The organism is Brevibacterium paucivorans, assembly GCF_016907735.1.
In the GTDB taxonomy this organism is placed as follows: Bacteria; Actinomycetota; Actinomycetes; order Actinomycetales; family Brevibacteriaceae; genus Brevibacterium; species Brevibacterium paucivorans.
This window is the reverse complement of the sequence record NZ_JAFBCP010000001.1, coordinates 1587740-1612557: the sequence shown is the minus strand read 5'-3', so window position 1 is coordinate 1612557 and position 24818 is coordinate 1587740. Positions and strand designations below refer to the sequence as shown.

The 24818-nt window shown below is 59.1% G+C and carries 24 protein-coding genes and 1 riboswitch; of the genes, 7 read left to right on the top strand and 17 right to left on the bottom strand.

From position 1 onward, the window contains the following. The 7 genes from JOE56_RS07440 to JOE56_RS07410 all read right to left on the bottom strand — a co-directional run bounded on the left by JOE56_RS07440 (position 1) and on the right by JOE56_RS07410 (position 7347). Positions 1–495 (bottom strand): MarR family winged helix-turn-helix transcriptional regulator, encoded by a 495-nt coding sequence (locus tag JOE56_RS07440; RefSeq protein WP_204515492.1) that lies wholly within the window; start codon positions 493–495, stop codon positions 1–3. Beyond that, the gene (gene hemB, locus JOE56_RS07435; RefSeq protein ID WP_204515491.1) at positions 492–1463 is read right to left on the bottom strand and encodes a porphobilinogen synthase; all 972 of its coding nucleotides are present in this window, start codon (positions 1461–1463) and stop codon (positions 492–494) included. The genes JOE56_RS07440 and hemB overlap by 4 nt, the downstream gene beginning before the upstream one ends. Next, positions 1463–3058 (bottom strand): uroporphyrinogen-III synthase, encoded by a 1596-nt coding sequence (locus JOE56_RS07430; protein WP_204515490.1) that lies wholly within the window; start codon positions 3056–3058, stop codon positions 1463–1465. The genes hemB and JOE56_RS07430 overlap by 1 nt, the downstream gene beginning before the upstream one ends. Next, positions 3055–5517, bottom strand: a complete 2463-nt coding sequence (gene hemC, locus JOE56_RS07425) for a hydroxymethylbilane synthase (RefSeq protein ID WP_204515489.1) — start codon at positions 5515–5517, stop codon at positions 3055–3057. Before hemC ends, JOE56_RS07430 begins: the two co-directional genes overlap by 4 nt. Before the next feature lie 79 nt (positions 5518–5596). Then, positions 5597–5872 (bottom strand): glutaredoxin family protein, encoded by a 276-nt coding sequence (locus JOE56_RS07420; protein WP_204515488.1) that lies wholly within the window; start codon positions 5870–5872, stop codon positions 5597–5599. Positions 5873–5933: 61 nt separating this feature from the next. After that, a complete protein-coding gene (locus JOE56_RS07415) occupies positions 5934–6032 on the bottom strand; it encodes a 30S ribosomal protein bS22 (protein ID WP_005504750.1) in 99 nt (32 codons plus the stop codon). Between the two features lie 121 nt (positions 6033–6153). Further along, on the bottom strand, positions 6154–7347 hold the full coding sequence (locus tag JOE56_RS07410; RefSeq protein WP_204515487.1) for an acetoin utilization protein AcuC: 1194 nt from the start codon (positions 7345–7347) through the stop codon (positions 6154–6156). A 48-nt stretch (positions 7348–7395) separates the two neighbouring features. Between JOE56_RS07410 and JOE56_RS07405 the strand changes: the two genes are divergently transcribed. Next, on the top strand, positions 7396–8793 hold the full coding sequence (locus JOE56_RS07405) for a TrkH family potassium uptake protein (protein WP_308409938.1): 1398 nt from the start codon (positions 7396–7398) through the stop codon (positions 8791–8793). Next, a complete protein-coding gene (locus JOE56_RS07400) occupies positions 8786–9460 on the top strand; it encodes a potassium channel family protein (protein WP_102238484.1) in 675 nt (224 codons plus the stop codon). The genes JOE56_RS07405 and JOE56_RS07400 overlap by 8 nt, the downstream gene beginning before the upstream one ends. 21 nt (positions 9461–9481) lie before the next feature. Here JOE56_RS07400 and JOE56_RS07395 read toward each other — a convergent pair whose 3' ends face one another. The 9 genes from JOE56_RS07395 to JOE56_RS07355 form a co-directional block, all read right to left on the bottom strand. Continuing rightward, a complete protein-coding gene (locus tag JOE56_RS07395; protein WP_204515486.1) occupies positions 9482–10786 on the bottom strand; it encodes a DUF2079 domain-containing protein in 1305 nt (434 codons plus the stop codon). Next, the gene (gene proC / locus JOE56_RS07390) at positions 10783–11598 is read right to left on the bottom strand and encodes a pyrroline-5-carboxylate reductase (RefSeq protein ID WP_204515485.1); all 816 of its coding nucleotides are present in this window, start codon (positions 11596–11598) and stop codon (positions 10783–10785) included. Before proC ends, JOE56_RS07395 begins: the two co-directional genes overlap by 4 nt. 11 nt (positions 11599–11609) lie before the next feature. Then, positions 11610–12518 carry a sugar phosphate isomerase/epimerase family protein gene (locus JOE56_RS07385; protein ID WP_204515484.1) on the bottom strand — a complete coding sequence of 303 codons (909 nt, stop codon included), beginning with the start codon at positions 12516–12518 and terminating at the stop codon, positions 11610–11612. Positions 12519–12520: 2 nt separating this feature from the next. Then, positions 12521–13492: a Ppx/GppA phosphatase family protein gene (locus JOE56_RS07380; protein ID WP_102238480.1), complete on the bottom strand. Its 972-nt coding sequence runs from the start codon at positions 13490–13492 to the stop codon at positions 12521–12523. A gap of 53 nt (positions 13493–13545) precedes the next feature. Next, the gene (locus JOE56_RS07375; RefSeq protein WP_204515483.1) at positions 13546–14316 is read right to left on the bottom strand and encodes an enoyl-CoA hydratase/isomerase family protein; all 771 of its coding nucleotides are present in this window, start codon (positions 14314–14316) and stop codon (positions 13546–13548) included. Between the two features lie 105 nt (positions 14317–14421). Next, on the bottom strand, positions 14422–15540 hold the full coding sequence (locus tag JOE56_RS07370; RefSeq protein WP_102238478.1) for a bifunctional 2-methylcitrate synthase/citrate synthase: 1119 nt from the start codon (positions 15538–15540) through the stop codon (positions 14422–14424). Beyond that, the gene (gene prpB / locus JOE56_RS07365; protein WP_204515482.1) at positions 15537–16442 is read right to left on the bottom strand and encodes a methylisocitrate lyase; all 906 of its coding nucleotides are present in this window, start codon (positions 16440–16442) and stop codon (positions 15537–15539) included. The genes JOE56_RS07370 and prpB overlap by 4 nt, the downstream gene beginning before the upstream one ends. After that, complete coding sequence (locus JOE56_RS07360) at positions 16442–17938, bottom strand: MmgE/PrpD family protein (protein ID WP_204515481.1); 1497 nt, start codon at positions 17936–17938, stop codon at positions 16442–16444. The genes prpB and JOE56_RS07360 overlap by 1 nt, the downstream gene beginning before the upstream one ends. A 201-nt stretch (positions 17939–18139) precedes the next feature. Then, positions 18140–19435, bottom strand: a complete 1296-nt coding sequence (locus tag JOE56_RS07355; RefSeq protein ID WP_204515480.1) for a purple acid phosphatase family protein — start codon at positions 19433–19435, stop codon at positions 18140–18142. 182 nt (positions 19436–19617) lie between these two features. Here JOE56_RS07355 and JOE56_RS07350 point away from each other — a divergent pair, with 182 nt between their 5' ends. The 4 genes from JOE56_RS07350 to JOE56_RS07335 all read left to right on the top strand — a co-directional run bounded on the left by JOE56_RS07350 (position 19618) and on the right by JOE56_RS07335 (position 23120). After that, positions 19618–20157 carry a DUF4916 domain-containing protein gene (locus tag JOE56_RS07350; RefSeq protein ID WP_102238829.1) on the top strand — a complete coding sequence of 180 codons (540 nt, stop codon included), beginning with the start codon at positions 19618–19620 and terminating at the stop codon, positions 20155–20157. Between the two features lie 69 nt (positions 20158–20226). Further along, a riboswitch (TPP riboswitch) is annotated at positions 20227–20329 on the top strand. Positions 20330–20354: 25 nt separating this feature from the next. Then, a complete protein-coding gene (locus tag JOE56_RS07345) occupies positions 20355–20969 on the top strand; it encodes an ECF transporter S component (protein ID WP_204515479.1) in 615 nt (204 codons plus the stop codon). Further along, the gene (locus JOE56_RS11640; protein ID WP_204515478.1) at positions 20966–22351 is read left to right on the top strand and encodes an ABC transporter ATP-binding protein; all 1386 of its coding nucleotides are present in this window, start codon (positions 20966–20968) and stop codon (positions 22349–22351) included. The genes JOE56_RS07345 and JOE56_RS11640 overlap by 4 nt, the downstream gene beginning before the upstream one ends. Beyond that, positions 22341–23120 (top strand): energy-coupling factor transporter transmembrane component T family protein, encoded by a 780-nt coding sequence (locus JOE56_RS07335; protein WP_204515477.1) that lies wholly within the window; start codon positions 22341–22343, stop codon positions 23118–23120. Before JOE56_RS11640 ends, JOE56_RS07335 begins: the two co-directional genes overlap by 11 nt. On the opposite strand, the gene JOE56_RS07330 is transcribed toward JOE56_RS07335, so the two are convergent. Continuing rightward, on the bottom strand, positions 23117–23434 hold the full coding sequence (locus JOE56_RS07330; protein ID WP_204515476.1) for a putative quinol monooxygenase: 318 nt from the start codon (positions 23432–23434) through the stop codon (positions 23117–23119). The two genes, JOE56_RS07335 and JOE56_RS07330, sit on opposite strands and share 4 nt — an antisense overlap. A 35-nt stretch (positions 23435–23469) precedes the next feature. On the opposite strand from JOE56_RS07330, the gene radA reads away from it, so the two are divergent. Beyond that, positions 23470–24810, top strand: a complete 1341-nt coding sequence (gene radA / locus JOE56_RS07325) for a DNA repair protein RadA (protein ID WP_102238469.1) — start codon at positions 23470–23472, stop codon at positions 24808–24810. The last annotated feature ends 8 nt before the right edge of the window (positions 24811–24818 follow it).

The window sequence follows — 24818 nt, the reverse complement described above, 5'->3', positions numbered from 1 at the left end:
CTAGGCTAACTCGCGAAGGTGTGTGTGAACCTTCTCGTACATTTCGCCCAGCGCTTTAAGCTCAACCGGGTCCAACACATCAACAAAATTTTCTCGCACACCCGTGACATGTGTGGGAGCGGCCTCCTGTAACAGTTCCCAGCCGGCGTCCGTCATACAGCAACGGACACCTCGGCCGTCACCCACTGCGGACTCCCGCTCTACCAGACCCCGCTTTTCCATCCTGGCAACAATGTGGGTCAGGCGAGAACGCGACATACCGATCTCGTACGCCAACTCCGACATGCGACACGACCAGTCCTCGGATTCCGACAAGCGGACCAACACCTCGTACTCCGGAATCCCGATCCCGTACGCGACGCGCAAGTCCTTATCCAAAACAGCCATCATCAAGCGCCACGACTCAACCATGTGGCGCCATGCGAGTTGCTCAGAATCGTCAAGCCATTGGACAGTGTTTGCGTCAGAATTTACTGGACTCTGAGCGGCCGTCATGATTGGCCATTCAACCGGGAAGCAACCTCGGTCGCCCAGTAGGTCAAAATCGCGTCGGCTCCTGCGCGCTTAAACGCAGTCAGGCTTTCCATGATTGCGGCGTCGCGGTCGATCGCTCCCGCGGCGGCCGCGAACTCGATCATCGCGTACTCACCAGAGACCTGGTACGCCCACACGGGAACGGTCACTGCGTCACTCACTTCAGCGAGCACGTCCAAGTACGGCATGCCAGGTTTCACCATGACGATATCGGCGCCTTCGTCGACGTCCAACGCGACCTCCGTGAGAGCTTCGCGACCGTTAGCCGGGTTCTGCTGATATGTACGGCGGTCACCCTTCAGCTGCGAGTCAACTGCTTCCCGGAATGGCCCGTAGAACGCCGAAGCGTACTTAGCGGCGTACGCCATAATAATTGTGTTGATGAAACCAGCTTCGTCAAGCGCTTCGCGCACTCGCGCCACCTGACCGTCCATCATGCCGGACAGGCCAATCACGTGAACGCCCGCACGCGCCTGGGCCACTGCCATCTGGGCATACAGCTCAACCGTGGCGTCGTTGTCCACTTCACCCGTGTCCGTGAGAACACCACAGTGGCCGTGTGACGTGAACTCGTCCAGGCACAGATCCGCCATGACCACCGTCTGGTCACCCACGGCCTCCACGACCGCACGGATTGCACGGTTCAGAATCCCGTCTTCAGCCAACGCCTGAGAACCCGTTTCATCACGGTGGCTCGGAATCCCAAACAGCATGATGCCACCCACGCCCGCGTCAACGGCGTTGCGTGACGCTTCCACAAGTGAATCGAGCGTGTGCTGCACAACCCCTGGCATGGACGTCAATGGAGCCGGCTCGGTCAACGACTCCTTGACGAAGAGCGTTTCAATCAAGTCAGCAGCATGAAGCCTGTTCTCTTGTACAAGCCTGCGTACTGCTGGCGTGCTACGAAGACGACGTGGACGGAACATTATGACTTTCTCCTGGTACGGCGACGCTCCGAGGGCCGAAGAGCGGGCTCGCCTTGAGCTTCCGCACGATCCCGCAGATCGCGCGCATATTCAGCGAGGTCCTCAATTAAAGATTTGACGTTAGCTTCCTGAGAAACAATGTCGACGACCAGCCCGTGAGACTCCGCAGTTTGCGCAGTGGCCGGTCCAATACAGGCGACGACCGTGGTTGCCGGTGGCTTACCTGCGATACCCACAAGGTTGCGCACGGTCGATGACGACGTAAACAGAACAGCGTCGAAATCGCCACGCTTAATCGCCTCACGGGTAGGAGCCGGTGGCGGGGCGGCACGGACGGTCCGGTAGGCCGTCACATCGTCGACCTTCCAACCCTTTTCCTGCAGGCCGTTGACCAACACCTCGGTCGCAATATCCGCCCGCGGCAACAACACACGGTTGAAACCTTCTACGTCGTCAAACACCGGCCAGTCAGCGGCCAGCCCGCGCGCGGACTCTTCGGTCGTAGCAACGAGCTCCGGCTCAATCCCCCACTCCCGCAAGGCAGCCGCGGTCTGCGCCCCCACAGCGGCAACGCGCACGCCAGCTAAGGAGCGCACGTCCAGCCCCAGGTCACCCAACAGGACCCGCACGGCGCGCACCGCGTTGATCGACGTGAACCCAACCCACTGGTAGTCCCCGTCGACAAGCCCGCGCATCGCGCGCTCCATCTGCCCCGGCGTCCGAGGTGGTTGGATAGCGATCGTGGGAACGACCTCGGACTCCGCGCCGTACTCATGGAGCACCTGGGCGGTGATCTCACCCTGCTCACGGGTGCGCGGAATCAGCACGTTCCATCCGAACAGGGGCTTCGTTTCAAACCACGAAAGCGGGCCGCGGTCCTCAATTCCCGCGCCCAGGATCGTGACAATCGTTTCCTGTGGAACGGGCTCGTTCTCCAGACGCTGTTCCAAAGCACCCAAAGTGGTGTCCACGGACACCTGACGCACGCGGGACACCCGCACAACTGCGAGCACGCGTGTGGCCGGGTCCCACCCGTCGTTGAGGAGCGACCGGATCGCAGCGACCGTGTTTTCGCTGTCACCAGACAAAACGTGGGCAGTGTTGCGGTGCTTGGACACATCCGTGTGGGTCATTTCTCCGGCTTCGACAAACCGCAGGGACCGCACGCGGTTGGTGGTGATTGGGGTTCCCGTAAACGATGCCACGGCGGCCGACAGGCCAACCCCGGGGACCACCTCGATACCGGTGCCCGTGCGACGCACGGCAACACCTTCAGAGTTCAGAGCCGAAAACAGAACGCCGTCACCCGCGTACAACCGCACAACCAGGCCATGCTCTTTGGCCAGTTCACCCATCTTCCGACCACGTGTGGACGCCGTTTGACCCAACGACGTCTCTTCAACCCGCGCGGTCTGAGAAGGCGCGTACGTGTCGACAATGTCAGTGTGAAAAGCCGGGTCATACACAACGACCTGCGCGCTGGCCAGAATGTCGGCGGAACGCACAGGTAGCAGTCCGGGGTCACCCGGCCCGGTTCCCATAAAAACAACCAGCGGTTTTTGCGGGATCAGTGGAAACACCGTTGAAGCACTCATGGTTTTACCTCAAGTTGAGCTTTCGGAGCATTCGCACCGGTCAACGTATCTGGAACAACGCCCAAGGTGTCGAGAAGTTCATCGGCGATCTGGGTTCCCACGTCGATCGCGGCGTTGACACCCGTGTTAGCCACTGACCGGGTAATTCGCGCCAGCTTACCAGCATCGTCGGCCATCACGGCAGACAGTTCAATGGACCGTTCAGTCACGTTCGCAAGCGCACCAATCGGAGCTGAACATCCGGCCTGCGCACGCGACAAAATGGCGCGTTCAGCGACGACCGCGCGGTACGTGGTTTCGTCGTGGATTGCCAACAGCCCTGACCGCAGTTTCGCGTCGAACGGGTCGCGGTCCGCGTTTTCTGCGCGGCACTCGATCGCCAGCGCCCCCTGCCCCGGGGCTGGCAACATAAGGTCGGTCGCCAAGGTCTCGGTCACCTCGGCTAGGCGCCCCAACCGGCGCATACCGGCGGCGGCCAGAACGACGGCGTCGATGCGGCCGTCAGTGACGTACTTGATGCGGGTGCCCACATTTCCGCGCACACCACGAATGTCCAGATCCGGGCGGACTGCACGCATTTGCGCGGCACGGCGCGGCGAACCGGTTCCCACGATCGCGCCCTGGGGAAGCTGGTCGAAGGTGAGTCCGTCGCGGGCCACAAGGACGTCGGACGGGTCTACCCGAGGTGGTACAGCCGCCAAGGTAATTCCCGGCGCCTGCGCGGTGGGAAGGTCTTTGAGTGAGTGGACGGCGATGTCGATTTTGCCTGACAGCAGGGCCTGCCGCACTGCAGACACGAACACGCCCGTTCCGCCCATGTTGGCCAACGGGGTCATGTTGACGTCGCCTTCTGTGACGACCTCGACGATTTCCACGCGCCACCCGGTGTGTGCGGCAATGTCGTGAGCGACTCCCACTGACTGCGAGCGCGCCAGGTTCGATCGGCGAGTTCCCAGCCGGACCGTTCGTGTCCATCCTTCTGGCTCCACCACGTCGAGCGTGTGGTCGCCAACTGGTGTGGTTCCGTCGGTTGTGGTGGATTTGGCTGGGCTGCTCTTCGCCGTGTTGTTCTTGGCCTTGCTTTGGTTGGTGCTGTGGTTCTTGGCTTTGACGATTGGGAGCTCTGAGGTTTCAGGTGCTGCGGTGAGGTCGAAAAGCGTGGACAGCGCAGCCGCGTAGTCCGTACTGGTTTCGGTGAGCGCGAGTTCCTTCACCCGGACGGTGGGGTTGTGCAGGATCTTGTCGACTGTGCGGTTGAGGGATTTACGAATTTCGGCTTGCACGTCTTCGCTGACGTCATCCCCCAGTTTGTTCACCAGGCGGGTGTATTCAGCATCGATGATTTGGCTGGCGCGTTTGCGCAGGGCAACCACGGTGGGGTTGATCTTGGACGCCGCTTTATCTGCTGCGACCTGGTTCATGGCTTGGCGGATGAGTGCGCGCACTTGTGCCAGCGCGTCGACCGCACGGGAGTCCGCGGCTAGGTTGCTCTGTGCGAATTCCATGGACAGTTGTTCCAGCCCCATGAGGCTCACGTGCGGAATGTCGGCAACGCTGTGCTCAATGTCGAAGGGCATTGCGAGGTCGATGAACGCACGCTTGTGCGGTTCCGGGGTGGAGCTCATGGCTTTCACCACGGTGTCGGTGTTGATCACGGTTCCGCGCGCACCCGTTACGCTGACGATCAGGTTGGAGTGGCGGATTTCGTCGACGAGTGAGCCTTCTGACAGCTCGGTGAACGAGGTGGTGAGGTACGTGCCCAGTTGTTGTGCGAGCTCTTCGGCGTGTTCGATCAGGCGAAGGGCACGCTCTGATGTCCGATTGATGACCGTGAGTGATGAGACTCCTGAGCGCACCAACGTGGCGACGGCCAGTCCTGACATGGCACCGGCACCCACGACGAGTGCGCGGGCTCCACTGATTTCGCCCAGGTGTTCACGGGCGGCAAAGAGAGCAGTGTCCAAAAGCGAGTTTGAGACGGTGTCGAGTGCGGTTTCGGTGTGGGCTCGCTTTCCGATTTCTAACGCTCGACTGACCGCGCGTTCCAGATCACCAGTCAAGGTGCCAGCAGTGCGGGCTTCGTTGAGTGCAGTGCGCACTTGGCCCAGGATTTGCGCCTCACCAATCGCCATTGAGTCCAGGCCCGTGGTGAGTTCAAACAGGTGTTCATACGCTTCCGTTTCGTAGCGCACGAACAGGTGACCGGCCAGCTCTTTCCAGTCGAAAGACGTCATGTCGACCAAGGCGGAACCCAGATCGGCGAGCCCGCCGTGGAAGCCGGAGACATCGGCGATGATTTCGACTCGGTTGCACGTCGCCAGCACAACTACACCCATGACGTATTCGCCTGCACAGACCCGCGAGCGCAATTGCTCGACTGCGGGCGCGTCAAAGGCGAACGCATCGAGCACGCTCATAGGAGCGGTGCGGTGTGAAACACCTAGGACGAGCAACGACACTGAGAACCCCTCAAACGCAACTAGGTTGTGCGGATATGTTGTGTGGACTAGATCTTGTGCGGACTAAATCTGGCTAGCTTTAGTTTGTGTTGGATGCGCGAATGAGCGAGGCCTTCAACCGACGCGCATCTACTCGGTGAAAGCTGTGTTGCCGACCGTTGACCAGCACGACCGGAACTTCCCAGTCGTAGCGTTCCAGCAATTCGCTGTCGCTATCAACGTCGACCACATTGAGCGTCCATGTGTGCCCCGTCTCTTGGGCCACTTGGTCGATGACGTGAGTGACTGTTGTTTTTGCTTCGTCGCACAGGTGACAACCTGCGCGGTCCACAAACGTCACTGTGTTTCCCGACATGGTTTCGTTTACGCACGAAACCCCGCCGACGCTTCATCGACGGGGATTTGTGACACGTAGATTACTTCTTGTTGCGACGCTGGTGACGCGTCTTACGCAGAAGCTTGCGGTGCTTCTTCTTCGACATCCGCTTGCGACGCTTCTTAATGACTGAACCCATAAGGTACCTCAATACTCGGCAACTTCTCGTGAACTTTAGGTGCCCACGAGCTGAACATAACCACGTTAGTGTATCGGTAGGCGGGTATCCATCTCAAACGAGTGTGGTCAAAATAACGCGGTCAGTCGTAGTACGGGTCCAGGCCGTAGAACGGGAAGATCGCTTTGCGCGTGGCAATGACAGCGCGGTCGATGTCCGCTTCCGGATCGTAGCCTTGCGTCCACGGTTGGTAGTCGTTGGTGCCACCATCCGTCATGCGAACGGGGGCTTCCCTGCCGGTGAGTGTCATGACGTAGTCGCGCCACCGTTGCGGGATTTCCGTGCCGGGCTCCAGGTCGATTCCGGCGGCTATCGCAACGATCTGTGACCAAGTTCGTGGCACAACGTCGATGATGGCGTACCCACCGCCGCCGGTTGCTACCCACTTTCCGTCGCACAGTTCGTCGGCGAGGTCACGCACCCATTCGGCACCTCGGCGCATCGCGTCAACGGAGAGGCGCAGGTGCGTGAGAGGGTCCAGTCTGTGCCCGTCACACCCGTGTTGCGACACGATCACTTGCGGTTTGAATTCCCGGAGTACGTGCGGGACGGTGGCGTCGAGTGCGCGCAACCAGTCTGAGTCGGACGTCCGAGGTGGGAGCGCCACGTTCATGGCACTCGCGGCTGCTTGGAGGCCTCCGATGTCGGCGGCGAAACCGGTCCCGGGGAACAGGAACCGACCGTTTTCGTGGAGGGAAACGGTGAGTACCCGCGGGTCGTCCCAGAAGAAGTGTTCGACCCCGTCTCCGTGGTGAGCGTCGAGGTCAATGTAGGCAACGCGTTCGTACCCGTTGTCGAGGAACTCTTGGACCGCGGCAGCCACGTCGTTGTACACGCAGAATCCTGCGGCTTTGCCGGGCATCGCGTGGTGCATTCCGCCACAGAAGTTCACGGCCCGCACATATGAGCCCTTGATGACGGCTTGAGCGGCTGCGATCGACCCCATGTAAAGGCGACCGGAGGCTTCGTGGATTCCGTCGAACCGTGGAACGTCTTCCGTACCCACCCCGTAGGCCTCAATGATCTCTTTCGAAAGTTCACTGGTACGTCCGGCGTCTTTCACTGCCTCAATGAAGTCGGCAGAGTGCAGTTTCTTCAGTGCGACGTCGTCAACCTGAGGAATTGCGCCGAGGTGGACGCGGGGGTGGTCAAAAATATTGAGATCCGTTGCCAGCTTGGCGGTCAAATCTAAGCGCAACGGATGCATAGGGTGGGAGGGACCAAAGTTGTATTCGGTCACTGATTCGTCCCAGACAACAAAAACATCGTGGCTCATGTCACCACTCTAGCCCTTCAGTGCGCCGATCCCACTATGCTGTCATTCGTGAGTTCTCCCAAGCGAACCTTTTCTGAGGTTGTGTTTTCGCCAGGGCGACGCACGCGCGACTTCATTGACCGGGTTGCCGAAGCGTCGCCGGCGCGTTTGGCGATCTTTTCGTTCCTAGCGGTAGTCGCACTTTTTACTGTGTTGTTGTTGCTGCCCATTGCGCATCAGAACCCTGGCGAAATTTCATTTGCACGGTCGCTCACTGTGACTGTGTCAGCAGTGTGCGTCACGGGCTTAACACCGGTTGATTTTCAAGACTATTGGACTGGGTTTGGGCTGGTCACTATTGTTGTCGCGGTGCAGGTGGGTGGCTTGGGAATCCTCACTCTGGCATCAGTCCTTGGGATGGTTGTGTCCAAGGGCCTCGGGGTTCGACAACGCCTCATTGCCATGCAAGCGACGAATACAGGATCACTGGGGCAAGTGGGGTCGCTTCTCCGCGCGGTCATCATGACAGCGCTCGCTGTCGAAAGCGTGATTTTTGCGATGCTTTTCCCACGCTTCCTCATGCGAGGTGAGGAAGTGGGCACAGCTGTCTGGTACTCAGTTTTCTACTCCGTGTCATCGTTCAATAACGCGGGTTTCTCAATCCACCCAGGAGGCATTGCCTATTTTGCCGACGACCCGTGGATCCTGTTCACACTCATGCTTTCGGTGTTTGTGGGCTCCTTGGGCTTCCCGGTCATCCTGGTAGCAACCATTTTGTGGAACAAGCCGCGCTCGTGGGATCTGCACACCAAACTCACTCTCACCACCTCGGCGGTCTTGGTGGCCGTGGGCTTTTTCCTCTACTTTGGCCTCGAGTACAACAATCCTGACACGCTTGGAAACAAAGGGTTCGGGGCCACTTTCTGGGAAACGTTGTTCATGTCGGTGATGACCCGATCGGGCGGGTTCAACACGATCGATATGGCTCTTCTGAGCCCGGCGAGCCACTTGGTCACAGACATTCTCATGTTCATTGGTGGAGGTTCGTCGTCAACCGCAGGTGGTGTCAAAGTCACGACTCTAGCTGTGTTGGTCATGGCGGCGTGGGCTGAAGCACGCGGTTATGACGATGTCACTGCGTTTGGTCGCAGGATCGGACACAACGTGGTCCGAGTCGCGATCTCAGTCGTCTTCGCAGGTCTGGCCTTGGTTCTTGTTGGCACGATTGCGCTTCTCCAAGTCACCCACGAGTCACTGGACATGGTGCTGTTCGAAGTGATTTCTGCATTTGGCACCGTGGGCCTGTCTTCAGGGATCACCAGCACAGCCCCGGATTCTGGCCTGTACATTCTCAGTTCGCTAATGTTATTGGGTCGCTTAGGTACGATTACCCTCGCTGCGGCAGTGTCCAGCCGATCCACAAAGCGCTTGTTCAGGTACCCAGAAGAGAGGCCGATCATTGGCTAAACAAGACTCCCGCGACAACAGTTCCGTCCTGGTCATCGGGCTGGGTCGTTTTGGCGCTTCCACTGCGTCCAATCTTATGAAGCTGGGCCGGCAGGTGATGGCGGTGGAACGCAACCCCGAGGTCGTCAGTGAGTGGATGGGGAAGCTCACCCACGTTGTTGAGGCGGATTCCACCAACATTGAAGCTCTGCGTCAGGTGGGTGCCCAGGATTTCAATACTGCGGTTGTAGGGATCGGAACGTCCATTGAGGCGAGCGTGCTCACCACGGCTAATTTGGTTGACTTGGGTGTTGAGCAGATCTGGGCAAAAGCCATTTCGTTGGCACACGGAAAAATCCTCAAGCGCATTGGTGCTGAACACGTTCTGTACCCAGAGTCAGAAGCTGGAGCGCGTGTGGCCCACCTCGTGTCCTCGCGCATGCTTGACTTCATCGAATTCGACGACGGTCAGTTTGCTGTTGTGAAGATGCGTCCGCCTAAAGAGGTGCAAGACTTCACTCTGGAAGAGTCCGATATTCGCCAAAAGTACGGTGTCACCGTTGTGGGTGTGAAAGGACCGGGACGAGACTTTACGTACGCCGAACCGTCGAGCCGGATTGGGCCACACGATGTGCTCATCGTGGCAGGCCATGTGGAGCTTTTGGCCCGTTTTGCCGATCGCCCGTAAACCGAATACGGCCCGTAAGCCTCACTCTTGGCGCGCGGCCACCTTGTAGGTGCCGTCGTCGAACACGATGTTCCACACGCCACCGTACTTGCTTTGCGCCCACGATTCCGGTGAGTAGTCGGTTTTGGTGGTGTTGAAGAGCACTGCGTCGGGTTGAACGTCACCAATGGTTCCGAACCAGTACGTGTTGGTGTGCGGAACCGTGTATGCGAGCAGGTAAATGTCGGTGGCCACCGTGTCGTATTCCGAGGCAACTTCGATTGCGCTCTGCGCGCTGGGTGATGCGTAGCGGTCGTATTTCCACAACAGGTTGATCTGCGACTGGGCGAACATTGCGCACGCAGTCACCAGCGCAACCGCTGGCGCTAGTTTGAAGAACCGGCGAGGAGCGGCGTCAATCATCGACGCCACGGCAATTGGAATGAGGACGGCGGAGTAGTGGAAGTCAAAGCCCCAGTAGTACTCGACGTTTCCAACAAAGCGCCATGCCAGGGTGGGAAGCATCATGAGCATGAAGGGGCTCTTTATCCCGATCACACCAGCGGCCAGAACCAGTACACACACAACGGCGAACTTGGTGTCGACCGACTGCGTGAGTGTTTCAGCAACGGACACGTTGTCGGTGTAGTCGTACTGTCCCATTGGGTTGAGTGCGGGAAGAATGACCTTCACCGTGAGCACGAACCACAGGATTCCCCACGTGGCGAAGCCGGTTGCCCACTGCCAGTCCTTGCGGTCTTTCAACAGAACAGCAAGCCCGAACATCAGAACCGTCAGGCCCAGGTCTTCTTTCACGAACACCAACAGACCAATCGCGACAGCTGCGTGGATGCGTTTGTCGCGCATCCACCACACCAGTCCAAACGCGATTAGTGGCACTGCGAATGCGATTTCGTGGAACTGGGACCACACTGCGTTAATGAAACCCCAGGACAGAATGTACGAAGCCCCCAAAAGCGAGCCACCGGTCGTGCCAAATCGCTCAAGAGCTAAGCGCGTGAGTGGCCATGCCGAAAGCGCGAACAGAGCAGACTGGATGATGAGCAGCGTAAGCCCTGACGGGAAGATCCGAAAGATGGGTCCAAGCAAGATCAGGATGGGGTGGAAGTGGTCACCTAAAAGGTTGTACCCGTCGCCCTTAATATTCACCACGGGGGCACGGAAATGCGCGTACTGATCAGCTAGTTGCGTGAAAATGCCCAAGTCCCACGACGGGCTGATGAAGCCCCGCCACATCATGACCGAAAGGGTGGCGTAGAGGGCAAAACCTAGCAAACATACAGCGCCAGCCACTCCAAGTCGCTGAACCTGGGCGTCCTTGCTCATTCAGCGTTCTCTCTTTCCATTTCTTTTCCACGTTCAACGGCCGCTGTTCCAGCTCTGAAAACGATGTCGTCGAAGTTGTGCGCGCGGAAGGTTTCGATTGCCGCGTGAGTGGTCCCGCCCTTGCTGGTCACGGCCTTGCGCAGATCAGCGGGTTCAGGCGTGCAGTCCAACAGCAACCCGGCTCCCAGTGCGGTTTGGGCAACCATGCGGTTTGCGGTTTCTTCGTCCAAACCCAATTCCACGCCAGTTTTCGCAAGCGATTCGGCCAGCAGGAAGAAATAGGCAACACCAGAACCGGAAATCGCGGTCATCGCCCCGATCTGTTCTTCTTCAAGCGGGAACACCAGCCCGGCGCCAGTGAGCAGTTCGGTGAGCGTCTGCACCTGCTCATCACTCACTCCCTGACCCGCGGACAGCGCAATGACACCTCGGCCCACTTGCGAGGGCGTGTTGGGCATGATGCGCACAACGGGGTTGTTGGGCACGTGCTTGACCATGTCTGCGAGCGAGAACCCTGCGGCCATGGAGATCACCACTGCCTGCGGTTCCAGGTGAGGTGCGATTTCTTTCAGCGTCTGCGCTAGCATCCACGGCTTCACTCCCACGAATACGAATTGGGCGCCACGGATGGCTTGGAGGTTAGCGTCCGAGGTCGTTTCAACTGCCAGCGTGTCGATCCCGAGCCGTTCGTGAAGGCGGGTTGCTGAGGCAGCAGATGCGCATGTTGCGACGATCTGCGCATCGGTGGAGGCTTGTACGCCTTCCAGAAGAGCTGATCCCATGGATCCGGTTCCGACAAAGGCAATACGCACGCGTTAGCTCCTTACGTTGCTTCGTTGAGCCCTAAGTGTTTTCGGGCGAATTCGAGGGACTCCTTGAGCATAGCGGTGCGCGTAGATTTTTTGGCCACGAGCCGTGTGTTCACTTCGACAACAACGTCGCCGGACCAGTTGTGTTTGGCCAAGTACTGCAGGGTTTCGGCGACCGGCATTTTGCCGCGTCCGGGCACCAGGTGTTCGTCACGCAGAGAGCCGGATCCGTCGGTGAGGTGGACGATTGCGAGCTTGTCCTGAATGTCAGCGACGGTTTCAAGCGCGTTCATGCCTGCGGTTGACGCGTGGGAAAAGTCGAAGGTCATGTGGTCGTAGTCTTCGTCGAGCGGGTTCCAGTCCGGGTAGTACACCAGGACTTCCCGCAGGCCCGCGCGCCACGGGTACATGTTCTCTACAGCGATTTTCAGCCCGGTTTCTTTCACCAGTTCACGCACGCCGTCCACGAACCCTTTTGCGTAGTCACCTTGCCACCTAAATGGCGGGTGAAGAACAACCGATTCTGCCCCACATTCGAGCGCAAGGTCGCAGGTCTTGCGCAGTTTCGTCCAGTGGTCTTTATCCAGCACGCCAGGTAGGAACAACAACGTGGGTGCGTGGAACGATACGACCGGCAGGCCCGTGCGCCGCATTTCACTTTGGATCAGTAGCGGGTTCTGGGTTGTGCGGTTGTGGGTGATCATGATTTCGACCCCGTCGTACCCCAGTTCGTGTGCCACGTTGAAGCACGTGGGCACATCCATGGGGTAGACCGAGGACGTGGATAGGGCGACCCTGATCCGCTCGGTTGAGACGTGTGTGACCCCGTGTTCGTACACGGGGTTCTGTGCGAAGTGTTCGCGGTGGCGCACAGAACTCTTCTTAGCCGAGTTCTTGCGTGTAAACGCCTTGCGATCAGGCATGTTTATCGTGGGAGTGCCACAGCGGGGCGCGACAGCGTCTCTGAGGAATCGAGCAGGTCGAGCTTACGCATGATGATGCCTTCACGCAGAGCCCACGGCGAAATGAGCATGGTGTCGATGTTGAAAATCGTGAATGCGGTTTCTGCGAGCACGGCACCTGCGAGCACCTGGCCGGACCGCGATTCGGATACGCCTGGGAGTTCTGCACGTTGAGCAGCGTTGCGGCTGGCCAGCTGATCAATGATGCCTGGGAGGTCCTTGCGGTGGAGCTGGCGCGGTACGTAAATTCCGCTTCCGCTGGGGGCTGCTCCGCCCAGACGGGCCAGCGACCGGAAGGTCTTGGACGATCCCACGACGTTGTCTGGTTTGCCGACCCGGTTGATGAGTCCGGCGTAGCGACCAACGAGTTGGCGGGCGTGACGGCGAAGGGCCGCAATCTGGTCGGGGGTTGTGACCTCTCCCCCGTTGAGGAATTCGGAGTACATGCGTCCAGCACCCAAGGGGACGGACACCGCCGCGTCTGGGTATTCGTCCTGCCCGGCTGCCATCTCCAAGGATCCACCACCGATGTCGAGCAAGAGTAGCTTTCCGGCTGACCATCCGAACCAGCGGCGGGCGGCCAGGAATGTTACGCGGGCTTCGTCCTCACCGCTCATGACGTTGAGTGTGAGCCCGGTTTCCTTGTAGATCTTTTCGATGGTGGCTTCGCCGTTGGGTGCGTCCCGCAGTGCCGAGGTGGCAAACGCCAGGATCTGTTCGGCACCTTGTTCTTCTGCGATTTCGATTGCTTCTTTGCAGAACTGCATGAGACGTTCACGCGCATATGTGGTGATCGATCCGTCTTCTTTTAAGTGTTCTGCAAGGCGCAGTACTTCTTTGTGGGAAGTAGCGGGAAGTGGCGGGGCACCTACTCCTGCGTCAACGACGAGGAGGTGGATGCTGTTGGATCCGATGTCTAGGACGGCTAAACGCATATGCGAAAGTTTACCCCGAGTCGTGTAGTGGTCTTGTTCGGGCCCGGCGTGATCTAGTCCGTGGGCCAGTCGGTTCGGTTGATCGCGAACTCAGGCGAGCGACGTTCAAAGAACGCCTCTTGGCCGCGCACAATTTCTTCTGCGTACGCGTCCCTCACCCAACCTTGTGCTTCAAACGTGTCACCGCGCAGAATCCGCTTAGCACCCGTCTGTGACAGGGCAGACCTGCTGGCGATCACCTCGGCGCGCTCCTTGGCGGCAGCCAACGGATCTTCCGCAACTTGGTGGAAGAATCCCAGCTGGTTCATCTGATCGAAATCGACGATCTCAGCTGACAGCAGGATGTAGCGGGCCCACGACGTGCCAATGATCTGCGCGAGGCGCTTAGTGGGCCCCGGCGGGTACACAAGGCCCAGACGCGCCGCCGTCACACCATAAATTGAGCCCGGCTTTGCAATGCGCACATCGCAGGCAGCCGCAATCTCAGTTCCACCGCCCACGCAGTTGCCTTCGATCGCAGCGATCGTGGGAATGTCCAGGCTGGCGATGGCTTCTTCTGCTTGGGAGTTGGTCTGCCAGAACTCTTCCAGCGGCACGTTGAGGTCTTTGATGTCCGACCCTGCAGAGAAGTGCCCGCCCGCGCCCGTAATGATGAGCACGTCGACATCTGGGTCGGTGTCGATTGCTTTCGCAATTCCGGGCAGAGCCTTCCACATTTCCCGCGACAGGGCGTTGCGCTTTTCAACACGCGAAATTGTCAGAACAGCGATTCCGTTTTCAACGCTGTACTCAAAACCTGGGACGAGCGGAACATCGTGCGTCATGGTGTCTCCTCGGACAGGGGCCAGCTGTGGCCAGGGATGTGGAAGTAGCTCTTACGCGACGAGGCGGAGACCTAGGTAGATCTCCGCCTCGTTGCGTTTAGGGTTTTAGCGTTCTGCTGGAACCTCGCGCTGAGCTTCACCGTGGTACGCGCTCAGCGGGCGGATCAGCGCGTTGTTGGCGTGCTGTTCCATGATGTGTGCGGTCCAACCGGTGATGCGGCTCATCACGAAGATGGGCGTGAACTGTGGGGTGTCGAAGCCCATGAGATGGTATGCAGGACCCGATGGGTAGTCGAGGTTGGGGTAAATTCCCTTGCGGCCCACGAAGTCCTCTTCGAACGTGTTGTACAGGTCCAGAAGGTCGTTTGCGCCCTTGACCTTGACCATGTCTTCGAACGCTGCACGCATGGTTGGAACGCGCGAGTCACCGTTCTTGTAGACACGGTGTCCGAATCCCATGATCTTTTCTTTGTTGGCAAGCGCGTTGTCGATCCATGCGGATGCCTTGTCGGCGGTTCCAACTTCTTCGAGCATGGCCATAACCGCTTCGTTGGCACCACCGTGCAGGGGTCCCTTGAGGGCGCCCACGGCGCCGGCAACTGCAGAGTGGAGGTCCGAGGTGGTGGAAGCGATCACGCGAGCAGTGAAGGTGGATGCGTTGAAGGAGTGCTCTGCGTACAGGATCATCGAGATGTCGAAGCAGCGCACGACTTCGTCGGCTGGGACTTCGTCAAACACCATCTTGAAGAAGTTAGCTGCGTAGCTCAGGTCGCTGGTAGGTGCGACCGGGTCCAGGCCGTGACGACGACGGTGGTCGATTGCCACGATGGTGGGCAGCTGGGCGTACAGGCGCTCTGCCTTTGCCTGGTTGGCTTCTGGAGAGTTGTCTTCGGCCTGTTCGTCAACGGCACCCAGGTATGACACGGCTGTCTGCACAACGTGCATGGGGTGAGTGTCCTTGGGCAGAGCCAGGATGATGTCGACGAGTTCCTGGTCGATTGCGCGCTGACCGCGTTCGCGGGCAACGAACTCTTCGAGCTGCTGCGCGTTAGGCAGTTCACCGTTCCAGATCAGGTAGGCGACTTCTTCAAACGAGCAGTTCGCTGCGAGTTCCTGAACCGGGTAACCACGGTAGGTGAGCGAGTTGGTTTCCTGAACGACTTTCGATACAGCGGTGCTGTCGACGACGACGCCGGCAAGCCCCTTCTTAATGTCTTCGGTCATGAGTGGTTCTCCTGTGAAAAGTTGAATACGGCAGCGTCAAATTCGTTGTAGGAAGCGTAGTCGATCGTGTCGTAGAGGTCGGCGCGTGTCTGCATTCCCTCGACCAACGACTCCTGTGTTCCTTCGCGGCGGATCACTTCGAGGCCACGTTTGATGGCTCCCATAGCGATACGCAACGTGGTCACCGGGTAGATCACCAGCTTCACACCAGCATTAGCGAGCTGTTCGGTGGTGAACAGTTCGCTCTTCCCAAATTCGGTCATGTTCGCAAGGATCGGAACGTCCAGAGCGTTTGCCATGGCTTCAAATTCGCCGAGGTCGCTCATTGCTTCCGGGAAGATGAGATCGGCACCTGCGTCGGCGTACGCCTTCGCACGGTCAATTGCCGCGTCCAGACCTTCCTTGGCGCGCGAGTCGGTGCGTGCGCACAAGACGAAGTTCGAATCGCGGCGCCCCTTGACTGCAGCCGAGATTCGCTTAACCATCTCAGCAGTGGAAACGACTTCCTTTCCGTCCAAGTGGCCACAGCGTTTGGGGTTGACCTGGTCCTCCAGGTGCATCCCTGCAACACCGGCGTCTTCAAACTCCTGAACGGTACGAGCGACGTTCATCGCTTCGCCCCATCCGGTGTCAGCGTCGATGAAGGTGGGCAGGTTCGTCACCCGCGAGATGTTACGGCCGTGGTCGACGACCTCGGTCAGGGTAGTCAACCCAATGTCAGGCAGCCCCTGGGCTGCCGAGAACGCACCACCGGAAATGTAGACGCCTTCAAAGCCAGCCTGCTCAATGAGCTGCGCGTTGATGGGGTTGATTGCGCCGGGGAACTGGACCAGCTTGTCGCCGGCCAGCAGCTCCCGGAACTTCTCACGACGAACGTGAGCGGGAGTCTGTGCACCTAGCATTAGAAAATACCCTTCGATGTGATTTCGTCTGCACCGTCAACCACGAAGTTGAGCTGGCGAACTTCGTCAGCGCTCAAGTCTGGCAGGTTTTCGGCGAGTTCGATGAAGCGGTTCTGCTCTGCTTCCGAAACGATGCCTTCGGCAAGCGTGCGGAACTTCTGAACGTAGTTTTCGCGCACGAACGGACGAGCACCGTTGGGGTGAGCGTCGGCAACAGCGATTTCGTCAACCTTGGTGGAGCCGTCCTTGAACACGATTTCCACGCGACCACCGAATGCCAGTTCGTTGGGGTCGGTGGAGTGGTAGCGACGGGTCCACTCTGGGTCTTCGCGGGTTTCGATCTTGTGCCACAGTTCAACGGTTTCTGGGCGTCCCGCACGCTCAGGTGCGTAGGACTTTTCGTGGTGCCAGCCCTGGTCTTCCATAGCGACCGCGAAGATGTACATGATCGAGTGGTCGAGCGTTTCACGCGACGCCTTTGGATCCATCTTCTGTGGGTCGTTCGCACCGGTACCAATCACGTTGTGCGTGTGGTGTGAGGTGTGGATGGTGATCTTTTCGATCTGCGACAGGTCATCGATTTCGCGACCCATCTTGCGAGCCAAGTCGATGAGTGCCTGAGCCTGGTATTCCGCGGAGTGTTCCTTGGTGTAGGTGTCCAGGATCGCGCGCTTCGATTCGCCTTCACCTGGCAGCGGAACGGTGTAGCGGGCTTCAGGGCCGGAAAGGATCCATGCGATAACGCCGTCTTCACCTTCGTAGATGGGGCTTGGAGCGCCTTCGCCACGCATAGCGCGGTCAACAGCTTCAACGGCCATCTTGCCTGCAAATGCTGGAGCGTGAGCCTTCCAGGACGAAATTTCACCCTTACGTGACTGGCGGGTTGCCGTGGTGACGTGCAGAGCCTGGCCTACGGCCTGGTAGATGACGTCGGTTGGGAGGTGGAGAAGCGCACCGATTCCGGCAGCCGCGGATGGGCCCAAGTGAGCGACGTGGTCGATCTTGTGCTCGTGCAGGCAGATGCCCTTGACCAGGTCGACCTGGATTTCGTATCCGGTAGCAATACCGTTGACCAGGTCCTTACCGCCGATTCCCTTGTGCTGTGCAACAGCCAGAATCGCTGGGATGTTGTCACCTGGGTGGGAGTATTCCTTTGCCAGGAAGGTGTCGTGGAAGTCGAGTTCACGAACGGCGACACCGTTTGCCCATGCCGCCCATTCAGGTGAGATGTGGGTGTCGTTGGAAACACCGAATACGGTGGAGCCTGGCTCCAGCTTGTGGGCGAGGGACTGTTCGCGTGCGTGCTTAGGGGCCGAACGGAACACGGATGCGGCGGCAACAGCGGCGTTGTCGATAACGCGGTTGATCACCATGTCAGTGACATCGGCGTCAACTTCTACCGGGTCAGCAGCAACCTGGGCGATTTTGTAGGCCAGCTGCTCTTCACGTGGCAGGTTCTCTGAGGACTTGTACGTACGAACTTCGTGATTGATCATGCGAGGTCTCCTTCGCGCGGGTTGGTCCGCATTCGTATGTGGTGTCTACCACTCTATTACCTATGAGAAGCGTCATAGCACCGGGCCCCTGGTTGTGGCCCGAACATCAGTGAGGCACTTCACAAGTATCTCGACATCAAGATAAACGACGCGGTCGGCGTTTCCCAAATGCAGGTCGGATTTGTCGTCGAATTTGTCGGCCTACTTGCAGCCGCGGTTTGACCGGTCAGTCAGGGTAAAGGTGTCGAGCGTTCCCCGCTTGCCTGTCGTTGAAACCTCGTACGCAGTCACGCGCAACGAGCAACGTTGTGCCTTCACACCCACGTAGCCGGGCACCTTGTTGCCTTTGGCCACAGCAGCCCAGTCGGCGCCATCCTTGTTGCTGTAGAACTTAGAACCGCTCGATGAGGTTGCGGTCATGTAGATCGCCTCGCCCTTCTTCTTGACCTGCTTGCTACCACCCTTCGCGCCTGCGACTTTGGCACCGTCTCCGTTTGTCAGGTAGCTACGGGTGTACACGTGGTCGTGGCCATTCATCACGAGGTCGACATCGGCCTCGGCGATATATTTTGGAAGCTTTTCGCGCAACAGTTTCACGTCAGCGTCGTCGCGGTGCGGGCCGGACGAGTATGGCGCGTGGTGGAAGGCGACGACCGTCCAGTTTGCGTCACGCCCCTGGTCGGCTTTGACGTCCTTGATGAACTGGCCGTGTTTCTTCCAGTTGGGGTTGTTGCTGTCCAGGACGATAAACAGCACCCCAGCGTCCTTGTACCAGTAGTCGCCAATGCCTTTCTGGTTTGGCTGGCGGAAGTGTTGGATGTGGCTAACGGGGTTGAGCATTTCGTGGTTGCCCTTGATTGTCATGTGCGGGAGTGTGCGCATGACGTCTGGCGCGAAGAACGCGTCGTACTGTTTGCCCGTGCCGGTGTCGATCTGGTCGCCGAGGCTCAAGAGGAATCGTGCGTTCGGGTGTGCCTTAGCGGCCGAGGTGACTGTCCGGTTCCAGCCTTCTGCATCGTTGGGCTTTCCGTTGCCGGAGCCGATCTGTGGGTCGCCTACCGCTAGGAATTCACCGTTGTCAGCGGCGAAAGACTTTGGGGTCGAGAACGTGTAGACGTCCGACCATCCGTTTTTGTCGGACCCAACCTGGTATGCGTACCGGGTGTTCGCTTTCAGCCCCATGACGTGCGCCTGGTGGTAGAGGCGAGCGCGGTCAATTGACACTCCCGATTTTTCTTCTTTGACCGTGCGAGCGCCTTCCGGAAGTTTGCCACCCACCATTTCCTTGACGGGAGCGATCTTGACGCTCTGTTCGCCGATCTTCTTGGTGTACCACGTGAAGGCGCGGTCGGTGTTGCGGTCGCCCACCTGCATGCCGAGGTTGTAGATGTCGGCCTTTTTCGTCGCCTCGGCGCCCGTACCCAGGGCGGGACTCAGACCCCCGGATGACAGCAATGCAACGAGTCCGAGCGTGGTGGCAAGCGACTTGATCTTCATTCGAAAGCTCCTCTGGGCAGGCGTCTAGCTACAACAACTGACAACGGCCCATATAGTGACCGTTTTGGGTTAACTGCGTTCGACCTTTGGGTGCACCGCAGGTGACCTGTGCGCAGTCACGTGATGTTTTCGCGGTGAAACGCTTGTACGCTGTGAGCGAAATTTGTGCAAAAATTGCCGGTATGACGCGCACCGCTTTGGACTATGACGAAAACTGGCTCGAACCTGAAGAGCTCAACCGCCTCAGGCGCAAGCTCCCGCTCACATATGTACACGGAGTACCCGTTCAAGTGAGTGACAGTGGCGAGGTTGAACGGATTGGTCTGCTCCTGCGCACCCTTCCAGACCAGACCCTGGGCCGCGAAATCGTCGGTGGTCGTGTCCGCTTCCACGAAACTCTGCGCAGTGCACTCGCCCGGCACTGCGAACAGGACCTGGGCCCTCTTGCGCTACCGGTTTTTCCCACCTCGCTTACCCCGTTCCATGTGGCCGAATACTTCCCCACTCAAGGCGTGAGCAACTATTACGACCCTCGCCAGCACGCAGTGGCCCTGTGCTACATCCTGCAGGTGCGAGGCGAATGCACTCCCCGCCAAGACGCGTTGAGCTTCGACTGGTTCACCCCTCAAGAACTTCTGCGCGACGACATCATCGCCGACATGTGCCACGGCCAGCACCACATCGTCAAGGCAGCCCTTGCGCACCTGGGGATCCTGCCTTAGAAAGCCGGGGAACACCTCGGGCAGTTTCTTCCCAGAAGTTTATTCATACTCCGTTTATGTGTAATGTGTGATCCGCGACAGGGGAGCGCCATCAGGGGCGCTGAGAGTGCTTATGCAGACCCTCGAACCTGATGCGGTTAGGACCGCCGAAGGGAGTCGAGATTCTCTTTACCCCTCCTGAATCCTTGGGAGGATACATGTCATCGACGACAGCGACTGAAAAGACTCAGGCTCACACGTACTCGTGGCGAGTTGTTGACATTGTTGTGTGCGCCGTAATCGCGGTTGCGGTCGGGCTTTTGTTTGCCTTGTGGGCAGCTCTGTGGAGTGGTTTTGAGTTGCTATTTGCCACGACTTTCCCGCCTGCTGTGGCCCTGTTTGGTGGCGTGTGGGTGCTCGCGGGCCCGCTGGCCGCAATGATCATCCGCAAGCCTGGTGCCGCGCTGTTCTGTGAGCTGCTGGCCGCGATTTTCGAGGCTGTTTTGGGCTCCCACTTTGGTGTGGTTGCGGTGTTCTCCGGGTTCCTACAGGGGCTCGGCGCAGAGCTCGTTTTTGCCGCGTTCAGGTACCGCAAGTTCACGCTCCCCGTGAGCATTCTGGCTGCCATGCTCGCGGGACTGTTCATGGGTGTTCACGAATCGATCATCTACCTTGCGGAATGGTCGCTAGGCTTCCGGGTTGCTTACACCGGTCTTGCCGTGCTGTCATCAGCAGTTTTGGCTGGGGTGATCCCGTGGTTGCTCACGCGCATGCTCGCATCAGCTGGAGCGCTTAACGCGTTTGCGTCTGGCAACACCGGGCGCGAGGTGTGAGTCACCTCAGCGCAACCGATTTTGGGTGGAAGCACGCCGGCCGTAAACGTGCCGCCCTCACCGGGATTTCGGTGGAGATTGAGGCTGGCGAGCGTGTTCTGATCGCAGGGGCGTCCGGGGCCGGCAAGTCTACGTTCTTGCACGCTGTGGCCGGTGTTCTGCCCAGCGAGTCGGGAACTCAGTTTGGGCAGTTGCTTATCGACGGAACGGCTCCGGACCCTACCCGAGGTCGTACCGGCCTGGTATTGCAGGATCCCGATTCGCAGGCAGTATTGTCGCGGATTGGCCCTGACATTGCGTTTGGGGCCGAGAATCTGCGTGTTCCAGTCGGGGAGATCGCTGACCGCGTGCAGTGGGCTCTAGACACGGTGGGGTTGCCGTTTCCGCAGGATTGGCCCACGTCCAAACTGTCGGGTGGGCAGAAACAGCGGGTGGCTCTCGCTGGTGTACTGGCGATGCGCCCGTCGATCATCTTGTTGGATGAGCCCACGGCAAACATTGACCCGCAGTCAGCTCCTGGATTGAGGGACGCTGTTATCAGGGCTGCCGATGAGACCGGCGCGACGCTTTTGGTGGTGGAGCACCGGCTGGATCTGTGGGCAGACCATGTGGATCGTATGGTGGTCCTCTCCCCCACCGGGGTGATTGCCGATGGTCCACCGCATCAGATCATGGAAACACATCGTCAGGAGTTGGAAGACGCCGGCTTGTGGCTCAGCCACGTGCGCCCAAAGCGTCGCAAGTTACGCGAGGCCACTGGTCCGCAGATGCTGGAAGTCGACGCCACCGTGGGACGTCAAACGGACGTCAACCACGTGGAGTTTTCCCTGGCCCAAGGCCAAGCGTTAGCGATCACGGGGGCCAACGGGGCCGGGAAGTCCACTGCGGCCCTGACGGCGGCTGGGCTTTTACGACCTCGGGCGGGGCAGGTCACAGCAAGCCCTGAACTACAAGCCTGGGCGCCAGAGTTTCCCGTACGTAGCGCCAGCCCACAAAAGTGGAAAGCGCGGGCGTTGGCGCGCAGGATTGGGAAGGTGTTTCAGACTCCTGAGCACCAGTTCGTCACTCGCACGGTGCGTGACGAGTTGGTGTTGGGCGGGGTGGACCCGGACTCGGTGTTGGAGCGGTTACGACTTGACCATGTGGCATTAGCGCACCCGTCGACACTCAGCGGTGGCGAGAAGCGGCGGTTGAGTGTCGCGTGCATGCTGGCCGCGCCCGTTCTCATTGTGGACGAGCCCACGTTTGGGCAAGATGCGCACAGCTGGCGCGAGCTGGCCCGGTTACTCAACGAAGCGGTTGATGGCGGGGCGGCCCTGCTGACGGTCACGCACGACCCGGATTTTATTCACGCAGTGGGGGCTGACGAGTATGGGATTTGAGGTTCGTTCAACTCCGCTCACGCGCACCAACCCGCTCACCAAGATCGCCATTATGTTGCTGATTACGGTGGGGGTTGTCCTGTCGATTGACGTGGTCAGCGCGTCACTCATGATGGTGTTTGTGATTGTGTTTTTCCCGCTGACTGGGTTTCCGGTGAAGCGGTTGTTTACCCATTTGTGGTTCATTCCGCTGGCCGCGTTTGCAACGGGGTGGGCAACTGTTCTGTTGGCTGAAGGGGCTGGCCCAGTCCTGTTCACCTTTGGACCGTATGAGGTGACGAGCAGGTCTGTTGAACTGGGCTTTGCGCTGTTCTTGCGGTCGCTGGCAATGGCGTTGCCGTGTGTTGTTTTAGCGTTTTCGATCGATTCCACTGAACTGGCTGATTCCCTGGTTCAGCTATGGAAAATGCCTGAACGATTCGTTTTGGGGGCGTTGGGAGCCGCGCGGTTGGCGGGGCTGTTGTCAGAACAGTTGGAGACGATCCGGTTTGCCCGCCGTGCCCGAGGTGTCTCCCACGGAGGTTTCTTGGGTGGCCTTCGCGATTTCTTCCCTATCGCGTTCGCACTGCTCACCGAGGCGATCCGGCGAGCAGTGCGCTTAGCGATGGCTATGGAGGGGCGTGCGTTTGGCACCAAGGGTCGCACGTGGACCCGGCGTGTAAGCCTGGGTGTCGGTGACTGGGTTGCGATGGGGTGTGCCGCTGTGCTGGCGGCTACATGCATCACCGCGACCGTGGTCACCGGGCATTGGAACTTTATTTTGAGTTAGATCTTCAGTTCGCCCATATCTTCGAAGCCGTTGCCTTCGACCTGGCGAGAAATGATCTGCGGGGTCGAAACCAGGTGCGGGCGCATAGCTTCGAGGCCCTTGGCAAAATGGTCACTGGTGACGTGAGGTTCAGCGCCTTCGTCGGTGAACCCTTCAACCAGTACGTACTGGTTGTCGTTTTCCAGGCTCTTGGACCACTCGAAGAACAGGTTTCCTTCTTCAGCACGAGTGGCCTCAGTGAACTCACGAACGATTTCAGGCCACTGGTCTACAGATTCTGGTTTGACGTCATATTTCACGACAATGAAGTACATAGTCCCCAGTGTAGGTGTCGTGGGAACATAGATCTATGGCGTACACGTGTAGCGAATGCGGATCTTCAACCCCCAAGTGGATGGGCAAGTGCCCCAAGTGCCAGTCGTGGGGAACCCTGGAAGAAAACGCCGGCCCAGGTGTGTCCGTCAAAACCCAAGCCACTTTTTCTGGCAAACGCGCCACCCCGGTCACACAGGTGGACGCAACGACCGCCTCGGCGACATCAACGGGGGTGAGCGAACTTGACCGCGTGCTGGGAGGCGGGCTGGTGCCAGGTGCCGTGATCCTGCTGGCCGGCGAACCTGGGGTGGGTAAGTCCACGCTGTTGCTCGACGTGTCCGCGAAGGCCGCGAAGGCGGGCAGGCGCGTCCTGTACGTCACCGGCGAGGAATCGCAGGGGCAGGTACGTCTGCGCGCTGAACGCACAGGGGCGCTGTCAGACAATCTGCTGCTGGCCAACGAAACTGATTTGGCGGCGGTTTTGGGGCTCATCGAGGTGGAAGACCCGGAACTGCTCATCGTGGATTCCGTACAGACCCTGGCCTCTGACCGGGTGGAAGGCGTGCCCGGCGGTGTCACGCAGGTGCGCGAAGTTGCGTCCGCGGTGATCAGGGCCGCGAAAGCGCGCAACCTGCCCACCGTGCTGGTGGGGCACATCACCAAGGACGGGACGGTCGCGGGGCCTCGGCTTTTGGAGCACTTGGTCGATGTGGTGTGTTCGTTCGAAGGCGATAAGCACACGCGTCTACGCATGTTGCGGGCGATTAAGAACCGCTTTGGCCCAACCGATGAAGTGGGCTGTTTTGCCATGACCGAGGAAGGTATCACCAGCGAATCCGACCCTTCTGGGTTGTTCCTTTCCCGGTCGCAAACTAACGCGCCGGGCACGTGTTTGACGGTGACGCTGGACGGTAAACGGCCTTTGGTCATCGAGGTGCAGGCCCTCACTATGGAGGCTGCCGGTGGGAATCCTCGGCGAACCGTGAGTGGAATGGATTTCAACCGTGTGGCCATGCTCATTGCGGTGGCCTCGAAAAGCATGAATCTGGCCCGGTCTGATGTTTTCGTATCGACCGTGGGTGGGGCGAAGATTCAAGAACCGGCGGCTGACCTGGCAGTGGCTTTGGCGCTGGCGTCGGCTGCGGCGGACAAACCTCAGTATTCACGTTTGGTGGCGATTGGCGAATTGAGCCTGTCCGGCGAAATCAGGCGCGTGCCCAACGTGGGGCAACGGCTGGCAGAGGCTGCGCGCATGGGAATCGACACTGCCGTAGTTGCTAGCGGGTCGCTTGCCGATGTGACCCTGCCCAAAGGTATTCGGGTGAAGGAAGTGAGCAACCTGGCTCAAGCGATCGAGTTGACGCTGAAGCGGTAGGTGAGCCG